This is a genomic window from Clostridium pacaense, assembly GCF_020709765.2.
GTDB classification, from domain to species: domain Bacteria; phylum Bacillota; class Clostridia; order Lachnospirales; family Lachnospiraceae; genus Enterocloster; species Enterocloster hominis.
Genome location: NZ_JAJFEB020000004.1, coordinates 372,646 through 394,749, shown reverse-complemented (window position 1 = coordinate 394,749; position 22,104 = coordinate 372,646). Strand labels below are relative to the sequence as shown.

The following is a 22,104-nucleotide window of genomic DNA, read 5'->3' as shown; positions in this document are numbered from 1 at the left end:
ATATTTTAAAGCTTATCCGGCTTCAGACGGAACTGCCCTGTCAGTGATTTCAGGAACTGTGCCTGGGCCGACAGCTCCTCACTGGCAGCCGCGCTTTCTTCCGCTGTTGCGGAATTGGTCTGCACCACATCGGATATCTGGTCAATCCCCTTCTCAATCTGGCGGATGGACAGCGCCTGCTGCCTGGAGGCGGCGGCAATCCGTCCCACGCTCTCCGTCACAAGCCGTACGCTATCAAGTACCGTTTCGAGGGAACGGGCAGTCTCATCCGCTATATCCGTACCGGCCCGTATGCTGTCCAGGGAAGCCATGATCAGTGATGCTGTATTCTTAGATGCCTCTGACGATCTGATTGCCAGGTTGCGTATTTCCTCCGCGACCACGGAAAATCCTTTTCCGGCCTCGCCCGCTCTTGCAGCTTCCACAGCCGCATTCAGCGCCAGGATATTGGTCTGGAACGCTATGTCATCAATTGTCTTGATGATTTTACCGATTTCACGGGAACTGCTGCTTATGTCCGCCATGGCTGCCATCATGTCCTGCATCCTGCGGTTACTTTCTTCCGTCTCATCCCCGGCTGCACCGGCCCTCTGGCTTGCCTCCCCGGCATGATCCGCATTCTCTTTCACCTGGCCGGAAATACTCATGATGTTTGCTGCCAGTTCTTCAATGGATGCCGCCTGTTCCGCCGCCCCCTGCGAAAGGAGCTGGGCGCCGGATGACACCTGGCTGGCTTCAGATGCCACCTGGTCGGATGACAGGTTAATCTGTGACAGCGTATTGCTCAAAGAGTCTTCTATCTGCCTTATGGAGTCAAGCACCTTGATAAAATCACCCTCATACTGCTCCGGTACCCTGCTCTGTACGGCAAAGTCCCCTTCTGCCATCCTGCCCAAAAGATACCCTTCGTCGTGCAAAATTGACTTAAGGGTGCCGGATGCCCTGCGCATGCTTTCGGCCAGGGAACCCAGTTCATCCCTGGAGGTATACTGGATGGCGGCGGCATTCAGGTTGCCGTGGGCCAGATTCTCTGCCGCCTGCTCCAGCTCGGCAACCGGCACAGTGATGGATCTGGTAATATAAGTGCTGAACATAAGGCTGGCCAGGACACTGCCAATGCCCAGGACACCCAACATGAATATGGCCTTTACCTGGCTTTGGCGCAAACCGGATATCAGCTCTTCGCCTTTTAAATTGCTGTTTTCTATCAGCAGGTCCAGCTCTGCCTGGGCGGCTTTTATGGTGGGGATGTTATTGGCCTCCATATATGCAACGGCTTCCTTATTCCTGTTCTGGCTGGCCAGGGACATTACTGTCTCCCTCATGGGCGCCAGCCGGTCAAGCTGGTCCTCAAGCCGGTCAACAATCTGCTGGTCACTCTTAAAATGCTCCCGCACAAAGGGAATCTGATTCTCTATTTCCTGGGCAGAGGCCTTGGCATTTTCCATGGCGTCAGATATGAGGGCTTCATCCTCATTGACGATGGTCCGGTATACTGCCTTCTGCATCCGTTCAAAATTGGAATTGATGATATTGGCGCTGCCCTTCACAAGGAACGGGCCATCGTAAAACACCTCAATCTGGCGGCTTAAACTTACCAGGTTGATGATGCTCACAGCGGTTCCTGCAACAAGTAAGATAAGCAATACCGCATATGATATAACCAGTTTTTTTCCAAGCTTCATATTCTTCATCCGTGACATCTCCTGCCGCCTTATAAAGGCCATACTAATCAGTCTGTTTTCCTTAAACCATATTAACACCGCCCTAAGTATAGCAAAGCATTGGAGAAATATCAACCGCAGGAGGAAATGACACATAAAATCATAAAAAATAAGCAGGGCACCCTATCCTGATGCCCTGCACAGATGCTTATTAAATCCTGTGAAGCCGGTAAAATCTTGTAAAGCTGGTAAAATCCCAGAAGTAAAAACCAAGCCTGTCCGCCGCTTTTCCGGTGTGATTCACGGTGCGATGATATACTTTCCCTTCGCCCTCAGTTCCTGTCCGGACAGGATGTCTTTAAGCTTATCAAGACCGCATACTTCCGCCACCATGCTGCTGACGTCTATCCTTCCTGAGTCAATCAGGTCCAGCGCCCTTTGCTGTGTGTATGGATTGATATAGGAGGATTTCAGTTCCAGTTCTTTACGGAATATCTCAAAGGGTTTTACCGCAATCTGCTCATCCGGCCCGGTAAGGCCGAACATCATCACGGTTCCTTTTGGTCCTGCTATCTCTATGGCCTGGCTGATGGTAGACGGCCGTCCCACACACTCGATGACGGCCTGGACCCAGCAAAGGCCATTGGCCTTCAGGCCGGCCTTTACATCCTCATGGACCGGATCAATGCACACATCCGCCCCCAGGGCCTTTCCCGTCATCCGCTTGGATTCCACCGGTTCCACCAGGGCAATCCTGGCGGCGCCGGCCAGCCTGGCCAGCTGCACCATCAAAAGCCCTATCATGCCGCCCCCGATCACGACCACCTGGTGTCCCGGCTGAATCCCACACATATCAATCCCGTGCAGGCAGCATGCCACAGGTTCCGCCATGGCTCCCTGCTGGAAGGTGGTGTGCTCCCCCAGAAGATAGACCTGGCCCTCATCCACCGCGCAGAACTCCGCAAACCCCCCATTTACAGTTGTCCCATATCCTGTCATGTGTTCACAGAAATGGGCATAGCCGTTCCTGCATGGCCCGCAGCTTTTGCAATAGCGGTTCGGGTCAATGCACACCCGGTCCCCAGGCTTATAACGCCGGGCCAGTTCCCCAGTCCTGACCACAATCCCCGAAAACTCATGGCCCAGTATGGTTGGCGGCGTTACCTCTGCCGCGCCTTTATCCCCTTCATATATGTGGACGTCCGTGCCGCAGACACCGCATGCCTTTACCTGGATCAGCACATCCCCCGGACCTGCTTCCGGCATTTTGGTATCCTCAATCCTCAAATCATGTTTCCCGTAAAATACCGCACTTTTCATATAATCAGCCTTTCGTCCTTTCTCATGGTTTCCCCATGATTTTCCCCTAATGAAGCTCCGGCCAGTATTCCCGGTTTGCCTCAATCAGGTCATCCAGTATCTTCTTTGCCACGGCCGCGCTGGGCACGGTCCTTGACAGGGTCAGAGCCTGCCACAGCTTCTGGTAGCTTCCTTCCATCCACGCTTCCACCACCAGCTTCTCCACACTGACCTGCTGTTCCATCATGCCCTTCTGGAACTGCGGTATCCTTCCCTGACTGATTTTCTCATAGCCGTCCTTGCCCACGATGCAGGGAATCTCAACCATTGCTTCCGGGTCAAAGTTCTCAATCGCCCCTTCATTGGGTACAATCAGCAGCATTTTTTCCTTTGTGTTAAAAGCCAGCGCCCTTGCCAGGTCCACGATATAAGAGGCATGGTCATCCGCCATGAACCCGCATCCCTTGGCACTGCCCTTTTCAATGATATCCCTGGCAGCTGAGAAAACCTCCTTCTCCCTTCCTTCCATCACCTGGTTGGCCCTGGTATGGTGCGGATCCGTATGCTCCACCACGTAATCCGGGTACAGGTAGTATTTCAGATATGTGTTGGGCAGTGTATCCGGGTCAACCGCGTACACATCCCGTACCTTTAGAAATGTCTCATGCCAGCTCTGGTCCGCATGCTGGTCGGTTTCAATATTGATGTCATATCCATTTTCCCTTACATACTCCTTAAGCCGGGGCATCAGGTCATTGCCGTCCTTATCCTTCACCTGGGTCCACCATCCGAAATGGTTCAGTCCAAAATAGCTGATATCCAGGTCCTTTTCACTGATTCCAAGGATTTTTGCCATCCTTACCATGATCCCAAGGGGCATGTCGCAGATATTGATGATCCTGGAACCCGGCCTGAGCCTTCTGGTTGCTTCCGCCACAATCGCCGCCGGATTGGAGTAATTAAGCATCCATGCATTGGGGCTGTATTGTTCCATATAATCCAGGATTTCAAGGATCCCGCCAATGGAGCGCATCCCGTAGGCGATGCCTCCCGGTCCGCAGGTTTCCTGTCCCACCACCCCGTACTTTAACGGGATCTTCTCATCCTTTTCCCGCATGGCATACTTGCCCACACGGATATGGGCCATCACGAAATCCGTACCTGTAAATGCTTCCTCCGGGTCCACGGTATAAGAGAACTCCATCTGCGGCGCCCGCTCCTTAAGCAGGATTTTGCAGGCCTGCCCAATGACTGCCTGGCGTTCCCTGTCATTGTCATAGAGGCACAGCCTCCGGATGGGAAATTCCTCCTGATGGTCCAGCAGCATCATGATGATGCCTGGTGTGAATGTACTTCCTCCGCCTGCAATGGTAATCGAAAACTGTCTCATTTCATCCTTCCTTTCTGTTGTCTGGCTGGCCCGGATTTTCCTGCTCCGGACAAAGCCGCTTTAACTCTTCCTCACTCTTTCCCAGACATTCCTCAAATTCTTCCCTTACCTTCGGCACCTTAAGCCCCACGATTACCTGTACCGCCGTGCCGTTGACGCTCAGTCCATGGGCGCCTATTCTTTTAAAATCATCCGAGGGATGCACCAGCTTCCCGTCCTTTACATTGACCCGCAGTCTTGTGGCGCAGTTGGTCACATCGATGATATTGTCCTTTCCCCCAAGGTAGGAAAGGATATTCGCCGCATAGGATAAGGAGCCGCTGTCTGCCAGTTTTTCCTTATAATCCGTCTTGGTATAGAGCCTGGTCTGCGCATCCTCCTGTTCACGTCCGGGTGTCAGGAAATTAAACCTTTTAATCAGGAAACTGAATACCAGGAACCATATCAGCGAAAACACAAGACCTACCACAATCTGTATCACATATGTATGCCAATGGTTCCTGCCAAGGGGAATCCAGTTCAGGGAAAGCCAGGCAATCAGGCCGTTTCCAAATGCCCCTGACACCCCCGCCATATACATGGCCGCATTGATGCAGGCACATAAAAGTGCATGGACCACAAAGAGCACCGGCGCAATGAAGAGGAATGTAAATTCAATGGGTTCCGTGATTCCGGTCAGCATGGCGGTCAGGGCAGCCGGTATCATCAGCGCCAGGACCTGCTTCCTCTTTTCCTTCCTGGCCGTTGTATAAAAGGCAAGTGTAATTCCAATCGGTGCAAACACCTTGGCATTGCCGAACAGTTCAAACCCTCCGGCCGGGAACAGTTCCTTAAGTGGAAGGGCGCTGGCTGCAAATTCATTCAGGTGAAGGGCCCAGTACGCCTCGATTCCTCCAGGCACAACCGCTGAATCCAGGGTAAACGGCGCATAGATGAAATGGTGCAGGCCCGTAGGCAGAAGGATTTTCTCGCAGAAGGCGTAAAGTCCCACCCCTATGGTACCGCTGGCCTTGAAAAATCCCTGGAGCATCAGCATGGCTGCCTGTACTTTGGGCCACAGCCCTGCAAACAGGAACGCCATGGGCAGCATGACAAAAAATCCAATGATCACAACAAAGCTGGAACCGGAAAATATGCCAAGCCATTCAGGCAGTTCCGTATCAAAATATCTATTATGGATAAACACCACAATACCTGATATGATCAACGCCCCAAGCATCCCGGTGTCCAGGGTCTTTATGCCGCAGATCATGGTCAGGCCGCTGGTGCCTCCGATTTCCGCCCCAAAGTCCACACCGAACCCGGTGCCCCAGAAGTCCAGCACCGCGGACAGGAAATACTGGAATGTGACGTAGATGACAAATGCCTCCAGGACACATCTGGCATTCTGTTTCTTAGCAAGGCCGATGGGAAGCCCGATGACACACAATAAGGGCATCTGCCTGAATACCATCCAGGCCCCTTCCTGTATCATGTACCATAGTTTATACCACATCCCCTCCTGTGCGGACAGGCTTCCGAAAATTGACTGATTCATGAACAACGTGGACAGGCCCACCATGATTCCTGCAAATGAGAACAGCAGCACAGGTGTGTACATGGCGCCTCCAAAACGTTGTATTTTCTGCATTACCCCTTTCAATGTACATCCTCCTTATCTGAAATTGATGTTTTCCTGCAAGACGTCTTTGCTTTTGTGACTTCATTTTAGCGCGTCCCTGGCGCCAGTTCAATAGCCCGGGGCCATTTAAGGAACAGGTACAGCTTTAAATCTTCTGCACATTTTTTGTACTTACGCACACAAAAGGTAACAAAAAATGCTCAAAACCAGCTGTTTCCAGCATATCTTTTTGAGCATTCTGCCATTCATATGAACATACAGGTTCACAGTTCTTCCTGTTTCCGTTTCAGGTACATCATGTATTTCACACACATAAGCTCCACCACGTTAAAGTAAGAGCTGCATGTCTCAAAGGCAACGCCTCCCTTGTTCAGCAGGAGGCTGGGGTTGATATACAGGTTCCTGTCACACAGCCTGGATACCTGGTTGTCGCTCAGCCGTGTGATGGATATGGTGTAGGTCCCCTTTGTCTTCAGCTTCTTGGCCGCGGACACAGCCGTCTCAGTCTCCCCTGACAGGGAAATGATTACCACCAGGTCATGCTCATCCATATCCTCCAGCGCCATGGTCAGCTCGCTCCTGCCGTAAAGGGTCACAAAAAACCGTTTGACATTCATGAACATCCGTTTCATCATCTGCACCGCCGCATACTGTGTCTCTCCTGTGCCAAATGCAAAGAGTCGCCTGGCAAGGAAAATATGCTCACAGATTTCTTCCATATCCGTATCCCTGATGCTGCTGATGCACTTCGTATAATTGCCGCACACCTCGTCCAGCAGTACATCCTTGTGCACCTGGTCCGCGTCATATTCCAGTTTTAAATGAATCTTAAATTCCCGGAACCCCTTAAAACACAGCTTTTGCGTAAACCTGGATATTGTGGTCCTGGATATGCAGCAGACATCGGCCAGTTCCTCAATGGAGATGTCGCAGCATTGTTTTTTGTGGGACTGTATATATTGCCAGATTAACAGGTCATTATCATTCAGTTTATTGTAGTTGCTGTTTACCAGTTCTTCCAGGCGCATGGGGACCTCCCTTTGGTGTGCTGTGTATCATGTGTTGGTATTATTTTAGCAGATGGAAGGGGAAACTGCAAATGGATGCAAAAAAACAATATTCTCCTTGACAATACCCTAAAACCAGGGTATACTTAAAAAGTATTTTTTATAAGATTCTGATTTCACATGTTTTTGTAAGTCATTATTCCTATGATGGTTTACAAAAATATGTGATTTTTTTATTTTATTGAAAATCAAAAATAATATTAGGAGGTATCTTTCATGAACAAAGGTACAGTAAAATGGTTTAACTCACAAAAGGGATTTGGATTTATCACGAACGCAGAAAACGGCGAGGACATTTTTGTCCACTTCTCCGGAATTGCTACCGATGGTTTTAAGTCATTGGATGACGGACAGTCCGTAACATTCGATATAACCAATGGCAACCGCGGCTTACAGGCTGTGAATGTCTGCGCAGCATAATTCTTGATATTAGTCAGGCAAAGTTTCTGACGGTCCTGCATGGTAGGAAATACGCATGATTGAACAATACCCGTTAACTGTATGGGCATCATATGTCCAGAAAGGTGGTAACTTGTTTGAAAAGGGAGATTTTATATTTTATGGAGCCGTTGGCGTTTGCCAGGTAGATGGTATATCAAAACCTGATTTTTCAGATAATGACAAACTATACTACCGCTTAATACCAAAGTTTGAACCCAACCGGTCCATCTGTATCCCCGTAGACACGACGAAAGTCCTGATGCGGTGTATCATGACCAGGAGGGAGGCGCAGAATTTCATACTGTCCTGGCCCAATGTCCAATGCAAAGGGTATCGGAATGATAAGGAACGCCCCCTGATATACAAGCAGATCTTCCAGTCTGGAAGCTGTACGGAACTGGCTGCCATGATTAAGGAAATACTGCAGATGGAACAATCCCGCAAAAGTAAAGGGAACGCTTTGAACATCCGCGAACGGGACGGTGTCAAAACCGCCCGCAAATTACTGTTTGGTGAGCTGGCTGCCGCGCTGGATATCGGTCCTGACATGGTACCGGCCTATATACACAATGTAACCGGATGTGCCTGTTAAGCAGGTTCCATGAATTTAAGATATTACAACCAGATACTATATCATAAGAGGCGGGGAGTTTTCCCGCCTCTTAATGATTCCTCTGCTTTCTTTCTATTGATTATAGGTTACCTTTCGTCTATACTAAGGGTAAACACGGTGTTGTATCTGCCAGCCCCGCGGCAGACCATGAATCCTACCAGGTCAGGAGGTACCGGCATGATGGATAAAATTAAATCTGTTTTTAATTCTGAAAAAGGGATGACTGTCGTAAACCTGCTTTTCCTCTTATCTTTGTTAATCCGCAACAGCGGGATTATTTTCATTGCCTGTACGGCATGGATTGTGTACCTGGTTTATTCCATCAGGAATACCTCATCCATCGCGGTTAAGATTGCCAATGGAATCTTCATTGCCCTGGCTATTTTCATGATTGCGGTTAACCTGTATTTCATGTTGGACCATTATGGGGCATTTTCCCGTTAATCGGATTCCTTATACCTGAAGTCCATCATAAACCCCGCGGATACGCATGGCCAGCTGTTCCATATGCTCATGGTCCGTCCCGCAGCAGCCACCCAGTAATTTCAGACCGTAATTCCTGTGCAGCTCCATCATTTCCTCCGCCCACTCATCTGCCGGGCTGCTGTAAATGACGGGGCTGTTATCCAGTTCTTCCGGGCTCATATCCGAGCCATTGGCCTCCAGACCTAAAAAGCGTTCCCGGACTAATTTCGTGCGGTTCGGCTGTTTGTCCAGGGCGGACATGACATTCCTCGGATGGACACAGTTCACCTGATAAAACATGGGCGGATGGTCCACGGTCCTGGAATCTATATAGTCAATGGCATCGTTAAGCCATGTGCCGTCCATCAGCTTTCCGTCCTTCCGGATTAAAAAGGTAATGAAGTACGGAACCGAGGTTTCGCTCAGCGCCCTGGCGCATCCGGCCGCATCCGGCAGACACGGGGTCAGGCCGTTGCGCACATGGTCCACAATGGATGCTTCAAGCATTTTGGCATGGTCCGTATAGAATAAATACGCCTTCTCTTCCTCTAATCCGGTCAGCGGATCATAAGAATCGCCGGAAAATCCCATGGTTGTACCGATAAATATCCGGTCACGGATGGAAGGATAGCCATCAACGATTGAACGGCAGTGGTTCAGGTTATCTGCCGATACATCCCGGTCTTCCCAGTACGTTCCCTTTCCCATGGAAGGGGAGGCCAGTCTGGTATAAGGATGAAGGATCATTGGCAGATCATATCTCTGGGCAATCTGCACGTAATCATGAAACACGGTATCTAAACCGCGGTGTCCATCCTCTGTGTAGTACAGTCCGGCCAGTTTCAGTGGCGGCGCCGGGTCCTGGTGCGTAAAATTACGTTTAATCCGCTCCCCTACGGATCCCTGCAGCATCATGACCGGGACCTGTGCAAAGGTATTACGGAATTTTTCTCTCCGCTGTATTGTCGTCATGGGCAATCTCTCCTGTGTGTATGTCTTGCCTGGGAATCGTGCAATAATCGTTTCGATATATTTATCCTCGGGTTTTGTAGTTCCATATCATCCTGTACAGCAGACCGGCATCAATGGGTTTGGACAGATGTTCATCCATTCCTGCTTCCCGGCTCATTTTCCTGTCTTCATCATAGGCATTGGCTGTCATTGCAAAGATTGGAACAGAGGATGCATCCGGGCGGTCCAGGACGCGGATGCTCCTGGCAGCTTCAAGACCGTCCATGACCGGCATCCGGATGTCCATCAGCACCACGTCATAACTTCCTGGCCCTGAAGCACGGAATAGTTCCACTGCCTCGCTGCCGTTCCTTGCACAATCCACCACGGCTCCCCCGGCTTCCAGCAGATAAACCGCAATCTCCCTATTCAGCTCATTGTCTTCGCAGAGCAGGACGCGGACCCCTTCTATGGAAATATCCTCCTCCTCCGCCAAAACCGGTGCGCAGGCAGCCTCCTGCACCACGTCCATCCAGAAATCCAGGGTGAACTGCGTTCCCTTATCCGGCTCGCTCTTAACCTGGATGGTGCCGCCCATCAATCCCACCATGGATTTGACAATCGCCAGGCCCAGCCCGGAGCTGCGGCCGTCAAAATCAGCTGCGTCCCGGCCTTCGCGCGTAAATGGCTCATACATGTGTTCCTGGAATTCCCTGCCCATACCGATGCCGTTATCACGGATTACCAGCTGTATATGCTGCTTGCCGTCCGCCTGTTCCAGATCCCGTGCCGTCAGTTCAATGCGGCCTCCTTTGGGCGTATACCGGACCGCGTTATTAAGGAGGTTGAAGATAATCTGGTTAAAACGCAGCTTGTCCAGCCTGATTCTTTCATACCTCATGTTTTCCTTTTTGAAAAGGAACTCAATATCCTTCTGTCTGCACTGAGGGACGACCAGGGCTTCCACCTGCTGCCTGAATTCCTCAACACCATAAGGCTCAAGGTGCAATTCGATGGCGTTCCTCTCAATCCTTGATATATCCAGGATGTCATTGAGCAGGCCCATCAGGAACTGGCCGGAGGATTCAAGCTTGTCCAGATAGCTTTTTGCAGCCTCTGTCTGTTCCAGGTTATCTTTGGCCATGGCTGCCAGCCCGAGGATTGCATTCATGGGCGTCCGGATATCATGGCTCATCCTGGACAGGAAATCCGTCTTTGCCTTACTGGCCTTTTCAAGCTCCGACGAAATCAGCTTCTGCCGTTCCAATGCCTCCGTTAACTGCATCTGCAGTTCATGCTCTTCCGAAACATCGGTATAGGTTGCATAGAACAGCTTATATTCCGGCGTGCACTCCTGAAGGCATAAATCCGCGTTCACCCAGACATAGGTACCGTCCCCCCGAAGGAGCCGGTATCTTTTGACCGTGAAATGGTCTGTCTCGTATCCTGCCCTGTAGGCGCTGCGCACCCGCTCCATGTCATCCGGGTGGACGCCGGCAAATGCATCGCCAAAATACTGGCTTTCCAGCTCCGCCTCCTCGGCATTGGGCACGCTGGCATTGACCGCAGTCCGCTCAATACGCAGCATGCGGTATTGGCCCAGATTCCCGTAAACGGGAAGCAGTCTGTCATACGACGGCATTTTTAATACAACCACACCGGTGGAAATACGGTCCAGGATCCCGTTCGCCGTTTCCGCATTAAGACCGTTTACATGTCCTTCATTCATAACATCCAATCCATCACTCATGGACCAATCCCCTTTCTGGCTCATATTGACTTCCCCACCTCCGTGTCTATAGGAAGGCGGATTGTCATATCCTGCGGCATGTCCTTCATGCCTCCTGTCCCATCCACTTTTGCAGGACTTCCAACAGACGTTCAATTTCTATGGGCTTTGCAAGATGGTCGTTCATCCCTGCGCTGTGGGCCTTTGATACGTCTGATGTAAATGCATTGGCTGTCAGGGCAATGATGGAAATGGTCCGTGCGTCTTCCCTGGCCAGCTGGCCGTTCTCCACGGAATCCACAAGCATGTGATGCATCCGGAGCAGTTCCTCCACTATCTCACGGTTAATATCATTATCCTCTGCCAACAGCACCTTCATAAAACCCGTCCCTTCTCAGCTTGCTGTTGTTACAGAACGGACATGGAGAGGTCCTGTTCTGCACCACCTCGTAACACTTACGGCCAATCACCTTCCCGGGCTGTAGCTGCAAGGTTTCACTGGAAGTCCTGTTAATGTAAAGAAGCTCATAGGTCTCAATATCCGCTATATAAGCATTTCCGGAAAACTCATCCAATACCCACTTAAAGTATCCTGAAGTCTCCCTCAGACGCCGGTTTTCCTCTTCCAGCTTCTGGTATCCGCTGTCAGCTGCTTTGTAAAATGCCCGGCACTCCATATACCCATCCTGATCCAACCCTGCAAATGTAACCATCATCCGGCCCCATGCGGCATCGCCTTCCCTGACCGGGACCGGGACTGTAAGTTCCGCCTCGGGAAGCTTCTGTAACACCGCCTCATTGAGATGGCTCTTTATGTACTCAAATCCATCCGGGCAGGACGTGTAATACGCCCTAAAATCCGTGAACTGACTGTGAAACCCTTCCTTGGTGTATCCTGCATTCCGGCAAAACGGACCGCTCGCCCAAAGGATGGTCAGGTTCTCATCAAGACAAAAACCCACTGCCTCTATTCCCATGGCATCACAGACCGTGACGTATCCGTCCCGGGGTATGGCAGTATCATTCTTTGTAACCAGCGGCTCCGGTTTCCTCTGCTCCATAAGCGTTCTCCTTATTCATCCATAACCTCACACAGCATCAGCAGGCCTGGGATAAAACATACCTACACATAATTGTTTTAAGTATAACAAAATGAACAGGGAATAGCAACAATTTGAATTATCCGAGCTAAATTAAAGCACCCCCTGGCCGATACCCGAACCAGGGGAGGTCATTTAAACTGACAGGTTTTTGCCGGGCCTTACAGGTTCCCGGCATATATCTTCATGGCAGCCTCTTCTTCAAACTGCCTGGAATACAGTTCATGATAATATCCCTTTTTGTCCAGCAGTTCCATATGGCTGCCCCGCTCAATGATCTTCCCGTCCTTTACAACCAATATAAGGTCCGCCTGGCGGATTGTGGATAAGCGGTGTGCAATCACAAATGACGTATGTCCCTTCAGCAGATGGTCCGTTGCATCCTGGATCAGCTTTTCCGTCTGTGTATCAATGGAGGAAGTGGCTTCATCCAGGACAAAGATGGCGGGATTAGCTAAAACCGCCCGAGCAAAGGAAATCAGCTGCTTCTCCCCAGTGGACAGCAGGCCTCCGCTTTCACCCACATCGCTGTCATATCCCTTTTCCATCTTCTGGACAACCTTGTCCGCGGACACATTCCGGGCCGCCTCTTCAATCTCTTCGTCCGTTGCATCCAGACGGCCGTATCTTATGTTCTCCCTCACGGTTCCTGAAAACAGATGGGGATTCTGCAGTACATAGCCAATCTGGCTGTGAAGCCACAGCTGCGACCGTTCCCGATAATCCACACCGTCAATCAATATCCTTCCTTTGGTCGGTTCAAAGAACCTGCCCACCAGGTTCACAAGGGTAGACTTCCCAGCCCCTGTCTCGCCCACAATGGCAATGTTCATGCCCGCAGGCACATGAAGGTTAAAATGCTCCAATACATATTCCTTGCCGTCCGGATACATGAAGGAGACATCCTCAAACACAATATCCCCCTTGATTTTCTCCCAATTTTCCCTGTTGGGGGAAAAGGCATCCCCATACTTTTCAAGCACATCGGGCCGGTCCACCACATTGGGCTTCTGCTCCAGCAGGTCCATCACCCTCTCAATATTCGCCTGGCAGGAAATCAGGTCCGCCAGCAGCCTTGCAAGCTGCTGGATGGGTTCAAATATAACCACCGCGTAAGAGATGAAGACAGACAGGGTTCCCAGTTTTATGAGATTCTCCTGCACCATATAGCCGCCCTTTGCCAGCACCACCGCCGAGGCCACGGAGCTGAAAAACAGGATTGCCGGGATATATACCGCGTTCAGTTTCGCCGAACGGATTGCCGCCTGATGCATATCCGAGGTCTTTTCAAAGAAACGTTTCTCATTGTCCCTTTCAATGACCATGCTCTTTGATGTCTTGACCCCGGTAATCCCCTCGTTGTAGGCGCTTGTGATCTGGGAATTAATCCTCCTTACCTTCCGGTTCCACTTAAGGATCCGGTTCTGGAAATACACGGTCAGCAGGGCAATGCATGGAACAATCATGGTAATGATAAGGGCCAGCCGCGCATTCAGTATGAACATGATGATGAACACGCTGATGACATATATAAAGGCCCAGAACATATCCACCAGTCCCCACGCTATCATTCCGGCAATCCTCAAGGTGTCGCTCATCACCCTGGCATGGATATACCCCACAGGGGTCGTATTATAATAGGAAAATGATAAGGTCTGCAGATGCTGGAACTGGGCCCTTTTTAAATCTTTCCCCACATTCATCTCAATGGATGTTGCCGCATGGACCGACAGATAGACGCAGACGGTCTGGGATGCGATGACCAGGATGTACACCAGCGCGAATGCCCAAAGCCCGTCTAAACGGTCCGGTATGATGAACGTGTCAATGGCGTAGCTTTGGAACAGAGGCACAAGGATATCCACGCCTGCAAGCAGGATATTAAGTCCCAGGGTAACCGCAAAAAACTTTTTATATGGTTTAAAAAATGGAAACAGCTTCATCCATATCCTAAAGCTGAAGGGATTATTATATTCCTGTTCTTCGTATGCTGCCATCTGTCATCCCTCCATCTTCGCCCTGTCATCACGGCTCATCTGTATATCATAAATCTTGCGGTAGATTCCGTTTCGTTGTATCAGTTCTTCGTGGGTCCCGCATTCTTCTATCCCGCCCTGATTGAGCACCATGATCTCATCCGCACCCATGAGTGATGTGACCCTGTGGGATATGAGGATGACCGTTGCCTCCCTCATATGTTCCTTAAGCGCGCGGCGGATGTCATAATCCGTCTGGGAATCCACTGCTGACAGGGAATCATCAAATATCATGATAGGCGTCCTCCGAAGCAGCATCCTTGCAATGGCAATCCTCTGCTTCTGCCCCCCGGACAAGGTGACCCCCCGCTCCCCAACAAGTGTCTCATATCCGTCCGGAAATCCCATAATGGCATCATCGATGCAGGCAATCCTTGCCGCATGGCGGATTTCCTCCATGGATGCATCCGGTACCGAAGCCGCTATGTTTTCCCGGATGGACCTGGAATACAGGAATGGCTCCTGCAGTACCATCCCAATGCTTCTCCTAAGCTCCTCGATGGGGATATCCTGGATATTCCTGTTACCGATATGGATACTGCCTCCGTCATCCCCCAGCTCATACAGCCTTGAAAGGAGCTGGATTATGGTAGACTTCCCGCTGCCCGTTCCCCCTAATACCCCGAAGGTCCTGCCCTGGGGCACTGTAAATGAAATGTCCCGGAGTACCTCCTTTCCTTCCTCGTAACCAAACGTCACATGTTGAAAGGAGATATCATACCTGTTGCCGGATGTATCAGCTTCTTTCCCATAGGCTTCTTCCTGGGAACGGATGATATAATCCACACGTTCAAAGGAGACGCCTGCCTTACTCATATCCGACAGGATACGCCCAAGTCCGCGGATTGGCCACACAAGGGTTGAGTTATACGCTGCAAATGCAATGAATTCGCCAACTGATATGGCGCCATTCACGGCTTCCGCCACTCCGAAAATAATGACCGCAACCACCTGCAGTCCCGTTATCAGGTCGCCAATCCCCCAATACAGCCCTGACAGGGTGCCCAGGCGGATCCACAGCCTGGCAAATGCATTATTCTTCTCATCGAACCGTTCCATCTCAAACTGTTCCCTGCCGAATGCCCGCACCACCCGCACCCCTGTTGCATTTTCCTGCACCACGGTGGACAGTTCCCCCTCCGCTTCATCCGCAGTGGTGAACCGTTTTGCTATCAATTTGTAAAACACGGTGGAATACACGATGACCACCGGCACAAACAGCAGGACGATGCAGGATAACTTCACGTTCATGGAAAACATCATGACAAAGGACGTAAGCACAAGAAATGCGGTGCGGAACACCTCCAAAAGCTGTGTCACCACAAAGCTGCGGATGACCTCCACATCCGAGGTGCACCGCTGGATGATATCCCCTGTCTGGTTCCTGTCATGCCACTTCATCGGCAGCTTCTGTACGTGGATAAATAGCGTATCCCTTAAATTCTTCGCAAAATTTTCACCTGCTTTGGCCGTGTTGGTACGGCTTACGTAGGTGAATATCCCTGAAGCCACCGCTACAGCCACAATCAGCAATGCCAGTTCCCAGAGGTTGCCTGACAGACGTCCTCCCCCGTTCCCGCCCAGCACCTCATCAATGCTGAACCGGAAGATCTGAGGTGTCAGTGCATTTAACACAGTGGATATCAGCGATGCAGCCACCGCTGCCCCGAAATAAACCTTGGAACCCTGAAGGAACCTGAATATTAATTGGATTTTCCTATATCTGGACTTCGTATTTTTCTTCATATTGTTTCCATACCCTTTTCCCATACGAAAAAAGAGACGATTGCTCGCCCCTTTTCAGGCTTTTCCTTAATGGCGATGACTCACCAATCCGTTACATGTAGTATACATGATGCGCCATCTAAAATCAATAGCTTATATGGTTCAGTCCTGCGGCTATGGTACCTACGTCCCTTTGTCCACGGCGCCTGCCACGGCGGTCAGCAGTTCTTCCAGCTGGTATGGTTTTGTCAGGAATGCATAGCCTCCCGCCTGTTCCCATCCCCCCATTGACCTGACATCTGAACGGGCAGTCAGGAACACCACGGGTATGTTGGCCTGTTTCTGCAGATCCCGGCAAAATGCCAGACCGTTCCCGTCCGGCAGGTCGATATCCATGACAATGGCATCCGGCGTATTTTCCGTAATCCGTTCCCCGGCCTCCTTGAGCGTCCCCGCACACAGGATGTCATATCCTTCCGGCCGCAGGACCCGTTTATTGATGTGTAATAATTCCCTGCTGTCATCTACCAGCAGGACGGTTTTCCCTGTATGCCGGGGCGTACCGGCCCGGCTTTGGGGCCGGCTGGTCCGCGTCTCCCGCAATTTTTCCAGTTCCCTTTGGTTGATAAGGGAGGTCACGAAATAAGAAAGCACATCGAACAGGACTGAAATGTGTTCCATATTCCCGGGAGGCGGATTATCCGCGCCTAAAAAGCCCACCATCCTGCCCTGTACAAGCAATGGGCTAAGTATGATGGAACGGATTTCCTGGGGCTTTAGGAATCCATAAACCAGTGGGTTGCCCAGACGCAGGTTTTCCACTGCAGGTTCAATGATGTTGCCTCCCCCTGCCAGCTGTCCGTACCAGCTCACCAGGTCTTTTTTCGCCACATAGGGGAGCTGGACGATTCCCGAAGGAACCCCTTCCCTGCACCATTCGTATGTATTGCGGATATGCTGCCTGTCCATCTCCTCAAAGACATAAACCCGGTCACATTCCAGGGATTTCCCCAGGAATTCCAACAGACAGCGCAGCCCTTCCTCCGCGTCCGGCGCGGCATGTATTTTCTTCAGACATTTTCCCACAAACCGCTCATTCCTGATGGCTCCATCCTTAGGACACTGCCGTGGTCTGCTAAGTGTGAATCCCTCCATTGTTTTATCCATGCTCACCTCCTGCCGGATTCCGGTGTTCTTATATTGCCGTAAATATCCTTATCAGCAGAAAGTGCCGGTTTTAAAGGATATATGTCGTACCAAAGCTCATATTTACTGTCCTGGGATATGTGCTGGTTGAATTTTTTCTGGATGCGCCTTGCAATGGAAACCGTATCAGGAGGCGCCGCATCACAGACCATGACCAGGAACTGGCAGCTGCTGTACCTGGTGAACACGTCACCTGAACGCATGGAATGCCGGATGATCTGATACAGCATTTCCACAAGGGTCCCTCTCTCCGACAGCACCGGGAAATCCCCCTCATGGTCCGTCACTGTAATAAGTATGCTGAAAATATCGGACTGAATCCGTTTCAGGCGCCGTTCCATCAAACGGTAGATATTGATGAAGCTTTCATAATCCTGGCAATAAGCACCCTCCGTGTCCCCAGGCTCGGACAGTTCACGGCTGAGCTGCGCCATGTCCACCTTCAGGCTGCAATCCCTGTCGGTGTACGGGCCATGGTTTCCCGCCGTTCCTTTTTGTTTCCTGCGGCCGGACTTTTCCTGCAGCAGGCGCTGGTCCGCACGGTCAAACAGATCCTTATACCTGTCTCCCGGCTGGTAACAGCTTCCACAGACCGTGAGGGAAATCCTGCTTACTGCGAACCGGGAAGGCGGAAGGCTGATGAACCGCTGTTCAATCTGGCGGCATCTGGATTTGATGAAATCCGGTCCCTGGCTGATGGGCATGAAGATGACAAATTCATCCCCGCCAACACGCCCCAGCAGGTCGTTGCGCAATGTCAGTGTCCCGAGCATGTCCGCAATCCCTTTAAGCACCGTGTCGCCGGCTATGTGTCCATAGCGGTCGTTGATTGCCTTGAAATTATCCACGTCAATAACGAACATCACTCCCCGCTGTCTGGAATCCAAAACCTCGTTGACTTTATGCTCCATGGCCATCCGGTTATACAGCCCGGTAAGCCAGTCCTTCTCTGCCAGCTGGTTTAACCGCCTGTTCTCTTCCTTAAGCAATAAGAGTACCTTCTTCATTCCGCATCTCTCCTTAATCCGGGTATACTTATGGTTTATCTAAGCATAGCACGGAAAAAGCAAAAGGGGCGAAAGGTTACATATTCTTCACCTTTCGCCTCTTGATTCAGTTTTCGTTTTAAGCCTTCTCAAATGTATATCCCTTGCCATAAACAGCTGTAATGGTGTATCTGCAGTTTCCTTCCTCCATCTTTTTGCGTACCGTGGAAATATGCTTTTTCAGGGTCCTGTTGTCAGCCGTCATGGGCATGTTCCACACCGTCTCATAAAGATATTCAGAGGACAGGGTTTCCTCCTGGCTGCGTGCCAGGAGCAGCAAAAGTGAATACTCCTTCTGCGTAAGAAGCATATCCTTTCCATCCAGATAAGCCCGCTGCGCAATAAGGTCCAAGGACAGGGTATCGCGCACCAGCATCCTCTCTTCCATGGCATCCCTCCGGTTCATCCTGGCCAGACGGAGCTGTGCTTTGATTCTGGCTACAAATTCGTCCACATCGTAGGGCTTGGTGATGTAATCATTTCCTCCTGCCAGCAGTCCTTCGATGATTTCGCTCTTTTCATCCAGGGCTGTAAGGAACAGGACCGGGACAGAAGTGTATGGCCGGATTTTCCCGCAGAAATCCAGACCGTTTCCGTCCGGCAGCATGATATCCAGTACCATGGCATCCGGTGAATGTTCCATAAGCAGCGCCTGTGCCCCGTGAAGGTTTCCTGCGCACAGGACCGTATACCCCTCCCGCTCCAGGATACGCCGGTTGGTCCGCTGGATGTTCTTGTCATCCTCCACCAACAGGATTGTCCCCGTCTCCTTCATGTCCCAGTCCCTCCTTTACCGGAAGGGTAAACCACACACGGGTTCCCCTGCCTTCTTCACTTTCAATTCCAATCCGGCCGCCGTGTTCCTCAATGATTGTCCTGCAGATGGGAAGCCCAAGGCCGGAACCGCCCGTCTCTCCGTGACAGAACCGTTCAAACACATGGGGCAGCAGGGAAGGCTGGATGCCCTCCCCATTGTCAGTGACGCTGACCATGACCTTGCTCCCCAATGCCTTCGCCCTGATAATCACGGAGCCTCCCGCAGTATGCCGGTTGGCATTGCTTAACAGGTTAATCAGCACCTGGATCAGCTGGTCCGCATTGCCCTCCACAAGCGGCAGGTCCGCTGGCACCTCCACGGCAAGCGTGTTATTCTTCCTGGCAAACAGGGACTGGTAGATGCGCGATGTCCCGGTCAGCAGGGACGTAAGCGAAAGCAGGCCGTCCTTCGACCCCTGCATCCTCCCTATCCCCACAAGGCCCGTCACCATCTGTGCCAGCCTCCTGGCCTCGGCAGAGATGGCATTCAGGTCCATCACTGTCTCCTCATCCACCATACCGGCCCTGATATTCTGGGCGGCAAACTGGGCATTGACTGCAATGACCGTCAAGGGGGTCTTCATCTCATGGGACATGTCGGTATAGAAGGAACTCTTCAGACGGTTCATCTCTGCCAGCATCTCCTTCTCCGTCTCCGCCTGCCGTTCCCGCTGGTGGGCAAGGGCCGCTTCCTGCATGGTACCGTAAAACATAGCCGTCATCTGGAAAAAAGAGAAAATCATCATGGCCGCGTCCGTCATGGCAAAATCCAGCGGCAGCGGGACATCCATATGGTAAAGCTGGTCATGGACGCCTGCATACAGGAAAAACACAAAACCTGCAAGGGATATGGCCTGTTCCGTACGCAGGTTTCCCTTCCTTGCCATGCCGGGCAGTTTCATAAGGAACCTGGCATACAGATAAATCACGGCCGCCGCATAAATCCCGTTGTAATACAGCTGCACCCAGGACAGCAGCACCGTATCCGCTGCCAGGCATACCACTGCAAATATGGCCGCCAAAACGCCGGCCGCCCAGACAAACCACTTCTGCGCAATGCCGGGAAATACCCTACGGGCCAGCAGTATGAGCAGGATAAAAGCGGCAGGCAGCGTAAGATGCTCCACCCGGTAGGCAGCCTGCCAGGGGATTGCCGGGAACAGGGCATAGAACACCTTGGTGCCGGTCAGGCCGTTGCGCACGGTCCATGCAAGGCAGAGAAGCGAGAAATACAGGTTTGCCCGGTAGCTTCCCTGCACCACGAACAGCAGCAGATGGACAAAAAACAGCGCCGCGAACAGGCCGACCTTAATGGCCTCCGTGAGCACGGTCAGAGCGGTGAAACGCCGTATGATTTCGGGTTTCCCAAAATACACGCCGCTATGGCCGCCTCCTGTCCGGTGGACAAAATTTGCTCCCTGCTGTACAAACTCAATCACGCCGTTTTCCGGCCGGACCTCCAGCTGCATTTCGCTGTAACCGGGGACAAAATCCTTTGCATCATCCGCAGGCACACCTGCCTGGAACCGCAGCTCCCCGTTCACATAAGCGCGGTACGCATAATCTATGCTGGAGCATTCCATCATGTATACGTCATTGTCCGGGACCTTTATGACCATACGGCTGGTGGCGGCCGGCATGTCCTGGGGACGGGCCTGGATTGCTTCGTCCTCCCGCGCAGCGTATTCCTCCGGTGTCACCACCCCCGGTATGTACGTCAATTCCCCCTGAAGGCGTACAAAACCGTCGGAAAAGTCCATTCCGGTCAGGTCATATATCCCATTTTCCGGCTCCACCCCGGTCATCTGCACAAATTCCACCCGGTAAAAATTCCTCAGATACCACAGTGACAGGCTTGCAAGCACTATCAAGGGCAGGATTATAAAAAGAATCCTTCTGCCCTGGTTCATTTTCCCTGTTCCCATCAGCCTTCCCCCATACAAACCCAACCCTTCACGCGTGTCCTGGGATGTGTTTGAAAATTGCTTTTTGTCAGCTGTGCGTCCCAGTTCCTCACTGGCAGCAGCGCCCTCTTCAGCAGCGGCAGGGTTGGTCTGCACCACGTCTGATATCTGCCCTGTCTCCTGGGTTGCCAGGACAATGGAAGACGCCTGCCCATCGGCCATCCTGGTCAGCCTCTGCTGTATTCCTGACAGGACATCCCTGGTATTAAGTATAGCAGGAACAGCAATAATTAGAAAGATTTATTTCTTCTTTCAGGTTCCGGCCGGAAGCAGGGACTCCTGAAATCATTTCCAATTAAAGTTTTCAGTTCCGGCGCCAATCTCAAAATGGTATTTCACAATGCCGGTATTAATTTGGGACATGGGACTATTGTCCTTTGTGCAGATGGACACGGTATTCCCATCAGCTTCAATAAAAAAATTCTGTCTGTTAAGACCTGTTGGGGCAAGAACAGCCGCATTCATGCCATTTATAAACCATGCCTCACTGCACGGCTTACATAGACGTTCCATGCTCTTTGACTTATGCGGCGTACCGTCAGAAGCGCCATAACCAATCGCAATGACACCAGCCAATTCCTCATCAGGAGCTAACGAAACCGGACACTTTTTCGCATTGTACGTATTTGTGACCCAGCACGAATTCAGGCCTGCCTGTTGGGCTTTAATCATAAGACGTGCTCCATAGTAGCCACACTTCTCATAAAAACCGCTTTGCTTTCTGGCTGCCAGCGCAATATAGTTTTTCACATTTTTAAATCTGCCAAATAGGGGAATGAAGCTTTTAAATGCCCCCTCGTCTTCCGTTATTAACTGGATATGCAGCTGTCCCAGCTTGTTACACTGTTCAATTTCTTCTTTCAGTCCACCTATGACTGCCGGCGGGAGCGGTTTTGCCGTATAGTTCCTGACCGCGTGCCTCGCCCTGATTGCCTCTGATTCCGTCATGATTAATTCCTCCTATCCCAACT

19 protein-coding genes are annotated in these 22,104 nt (G+C 51.2%); 3 read left to right on the top strand and 16 right to left on the bottom strand.

What is annotated here, in order from left to right:
• Positions 1-5: 5 nt before the first annotated feature.
• The 5 genes from LK536_RS39935 to LK536_RS39915 all read right to left on the bottom strand — a co-directional run bounded on the left by LK536_RS39935 (position 6) and on the right by LK536_RS39915 (position 7,002).
• Positions 6-1,694 (bottom strand): methyl-accepting chemotaxis protein, encoded by a 1,689-nt coding sequence (locus tag LK536_RS39935; RefSeq protein WP_227795383.1) that lies wholly within the window; start codon positions 1,692-1,694, stop codon positions 6-8.
• Between the two features lie 270 nt (positions 1,695-1,964).
• Positions 1,965-2,984 carry a zinc-dependent alcohol dehydrogenase family protein gene (locus LK536_RS39930; protein WP_227795384.1) on the bottom strand — a complete coding sequence of 340 codons (1,020 nt, stop codon included), beginning with the start codon at positions 2,982-2,984 and terminating at the stop codon, positions 1,965-1,967.
• A gap of 46 nt (positions 2,985-3,030) precedes the next feature.
• A complete protein-coding gene (locus tag LK536_RS39925; RefSeq protein ID WP_227795385.1) occupies positions 3,031-4,353 on the bottom strand; it encodes a 6-phospho-alpha-glucosidase in 1,323 nt (440 codons plus the stop codon).
• Between the two features lies 1 nt (position 4,354).
• Complete coding sequence (locus LK536_RS39920; RefSeq protein ID WP_227795578.1) at positions 4,355-5,983, bottom strand: alpha-glucoside-specific PTS transporter subunit IIBC; 1,629 nt, start codon at positions 5,981-5,983, stop codon at positions 4,355-4,357.
• A gap of 254 nt (positions 5,984-6,237) precedes the next feature.
• Complete coding sequence (locus LK536_RS39915) at positions 6,238-7,002, bottom strand: MurR/RpiR family transcriptional regulator (protein WP_227795386.1); 765 nt, start codon at positions 7,000-7,002, stop codon at positions 6,238-6,240.
• A 255-nt stretch (positions 7,003-7,257) separates the two neighbouring features.
• Between LK536_RS39915 and LK536_RS39910 the strand changes: the two genes are divergently transcribed.
• From LK536_RS39910 to LK536_RS39900, 3 genes are all read left to right on the top strand, one after another.
• Positions 7,258-7,461 (top strand): cold-shock protein, encoded by a 204-nt coding sequence (locus LK536_RS39910; protein ID WP_008717240.1) that lies wholly within the window; start codon positions 7,258-7,260, stop codon positions 7,459-7,461.
• A gap of 112 nt (positions 7,462-7,573) precedes the next feature.
• Complete coding sequence (locus LK536_RS39905; RefSeq protein WP_008717241.1) at positions 7,574-8,074, top strand: CarD family transcriptional regulator; 501 nt, start codon at positions 7,574-7,576, stop codon at positions 8,072-8,074.
• A 198-nt stretch (positions 8,075-8,272) separates the two neighbouring features.
• Positions 8,273-8,539, top strand: coding sequence for a hypothetical protein (locus LK536_RS39900; protein ID WP_025486794.1), 267 nt, complete (start codon positions 8,273-8,275; stop codon positions 8,537-8,539).
• A 9-nt stretch (positions 8,540-8,548) separates the two neighbouring features.
• Here the strand turns inward: LK536_RS39900 and LK536_RS39895 are convergent, their stop codons facing one another.
• The 11 genes from LK536_RS39895 to LK536_RS39845 all read right to left on the bottom strand — a co-directional run bounded on the left by LK536_RS39895 (position 8,549) and on the right by LK536_RS39845 (position 22,081).
• Positions 8,549-9,532 (bottom strand): homocysteine S-methyltransferase family protein, encoded by a 984-nt coding sequence (locus LK536_RS39895; protein ID WP_227795387.1) that lies wholly within the window; start codon positions 9,530-9,532, stop codon positions 8,549-8,551.
• 61 nt (positions 9,533-9,593) lie between these two features.
• Positions 9,594-11,261, bottom strand: coding sequence for an ATP-binding protein (locus LK536_RS39890; RefSeq protein ID WP_227795388.1), 1,668 nt, complete (start codon positions 11,259-11,261; stop codon positions 9,594-9,596).
• 85 nt (positions 11,262-11,346) lie between these two features.
• Positions 11,347-11,619 (bottom strand): response regulator, encoded by a 273-nt coding sequence (locus LK536_RS39885; protein WP_227795389.1) that lies wholly within the window; start codon positions 11,617-11,619, stop codon positions 11,347-11,349.
• Positions 11,594-12,301, bottom strand: a complete 708-nt coding sequence (locus LK536_RS39880; RefSeq protein WP_227795390.1) for a PAS domain-containing protein — start codon at positions 12,299-12,301, stop codon at positions 11,594-11,596. The genes LK536_RS39885 and LK536_RS39880 overlap by 26 nt, the downstream gene beginning before the upstream one ends.
• A gap of 200 nt (positions 12,302-12,501) precedes the next feature.
• Positions 12,502-14,337, bottom strand: coding sequence for an ABC transporter ATP-binding protein (locus tag LK536_RS39875; protein WP_025486789.1), 1,836 nt, complete (start codon positions 14,335-14,337; stop codon positions 12,502-12,504).
• 3 nt (positions 14,338-14,340) lie between these two features.
• A complete protein-coding gene (locus LK536_RS39870; protein WP_227795391.1) occupies positions 14,341-16,122 on the bottom strand; it encodes an ABC transporter ATP-binding protein in 1,782 nt (593 codons plus the stop codon).
• A gap of 162 nt (positions 16,123-16,284) precedes the next feature.
• The gene (locus tag LK536_RS39865; RefSeq protein WP_227795392.1) at positions 16,285-17,268 is read right to left on the bottom strand and encodes a response regulator; all 984 of its coding nucleotides are present in this window, start codon (positions 17,266-17,268) and stop codon (positions 16,285-16,287) included.
• Between the two features lie 2 nt (positions 17,269-17,270).
• Positions 17,271-18,314 carry a GGDEF domain-containing protein gene (locus LK536_RS39860; RefSeq protein WP_227795393.1) on the bottom strand — a complete coding sequence of 348 codons (1,044 nt, stop codon included), beginning with the start codon at positions 18,312-18,314 and terminating at the stop codon, positions 17,271-17,273.
• A 118-nt stretch (positions 18,315-18,432) separates the two neighbouring features.
• Positions 18,433-19,128, bottom strand: coding sequence for a response regulator transcription factor (locus tag LK536_RS39855; protein ID WP_008717258.1), 696 nt, complete (start codon positions 19,126-19,128; stop codon positions 18,433-18,435).
• On the bottom strand, positions 19,091-21,295 hold the full coding sequence (locus LK536_RS39850; RefSeq protein ID WP_227795394.1) for a sensor histidine kinase: 2,205 nt from the start codon (positions 21,293-21,295) through the stop codon (positions 19,091-19,093). Before LK536_RS39850 ends, LK536_RS39855 begins: the two co-directional genes overlap by 38 nt.
• A gap of 123 nt (positions 21,296-21,418) precedes the next feature.
• On the bottom strand, positions 21,419-22,081 hold the full coding sequence (locus LK536_RS39845; protein ID WP_008717263.1) for a nitroreductase family protein: 663 nt from the start codon (positions 22,079-22,081) through the stop codon (positions 21,419-21,421).
• Between the last annotated feature and the right edge of the window lie 23 nt (positions 22,082-22,104).

What these genes read in the sequence shown, in the direction of transcription:
- LK536_RS39935 (WP_227795383.1), bottom strand. Translation starts at nt 1,694, where the DNA reads ATGAAGAATATGAAGCTTGGAAAAAAACTGGTTATATCATATGCGGTA.
- LK536_RS39895 (WP_227795387.1), bottom strand. Translation starts at nt 9,532, where the DNA reads ATGACGACAATACAGCGGAGAGAAAAATTCCGTAATACCTTTGCACAG.
- LK536_RS39910 (WP_008717240.1), top strand. Translation starts at nt 7,258, where the DNA reads ATGAACAAAGGTACAGTAAAATGGTTTAACTCACAAAAGGGATTTGGA.
- LK536_RS39880 (WP_227795390.1), bottom strand. Translation starts at nt 12,301, where the DNA reads ATGGAGCAGAGGAAACCGGAGCCGCTGGTTACAAAGAATGATACTGCC.
- LK536_RS39890 (WP_227795388.1), bottom strand. Translation starts at nt 11,261, where the DNA reads ATGAGTGATGGATTGGATGTTATGAATGAAGGACATGTAAACGGTCTT.
- LK536_RS39925 (WP_227795385.1), bottom strand. Translation starts at nt 4,353, where the DNA reads ATGAGACAGTTTTCGATTACCATTGCAGGCGGAGGAAGTACATTCACA.
- LK536_RS39885 (WP_227795389.1), bottom strand. Translation starts at nt 11,619, where the DNA reads ATGAAGGTGCTGTTGGCAGAGGATAATGATATTAACCGTGAGATAGTG.
- LK536_RS39855 (WP_008717258.1), bottom strand. Translation starts at nt 19,128, where the DNA reads ATGAAGGAGACGGGGACAATCCTGTTGGTGGAGGATGACAAGAACATC.
- LK536_RS39900 (WP_025486794.1), top strand. Translation starts at nt 8,273, where the DNA reads ATGATGGATAAAATTAAATCTGTTTTTAATTCTGAAAAAGGGATGACT.
- LK536_RS39860 (WP_227795393.1), bottom strand. Translation starts at nt 18,314, where the DNA reads ATGAAGAAGGTACTCTTATTGCTTAAGGAAGAGAACAGGCGGTTAAAC.
- LK536_RS39850 (WP_227795394.1), bottom strand. Translation starts at nt 21,295, where the DNA reads ATGGCCGATGGGCAGGCGTCTTCCATTGTCCTGGCAACCCAGGAGACA.
- LK536_RS39915 (WP_227795386.1), bottom strand. Translation starts at nt 7,002, where the DNA reads ATGCGCCTGGAAGAACTGGTAAACAGCAACTACAATAAACTGAATGAT.
- LK536_RS39930 (WP_227795384.1), bottom strand. Translation starts at nt 2,984, where the DNA reads ATGAAAAGTGCGGTATTTTACGGGAAACATGATTTGAGGATTGAGGAT.
- LK536_RS39870 (WP_227795391.1), bottom strand. Translation starts at nt 16,122, where the DNA reads ATGAAGAAAAATACGAAGTCCAGATATAGGAAAATCCAATTAATATTC.
- LK536_RS39875 (WP_025486789.1), bottom strand. Translation starts at nt 14,337, where the DNA reads ATGGCAGCATACGAAGAACAGGAATATAATAATCCCTTCAGCTTTAGG.
- LK536_RS39920 (WP_227795578.1), bottom strand. Translation starts at nt 5,983, where the DNA reads ATGCAGAAAATACAACGTTTTGGAGGCGCCATGTACACACCTGTGCTG.
- LK536_RS39865 (WP_227795392.1), bottom strand. Translation starts at nt 17,268, where the DNA reads ATGGATAAAACAATGGAGGGATTCACACTTAGCAGACCACGGCAGTGT.
- LK536_RS39845 (WP_008717263.1), bottom strand. Translation starts at nt 22,081, where the DNA reads ATGACGGAATCAGAGGCAATCAGGGCGAGGCACGCGGTCAGGAACTAT.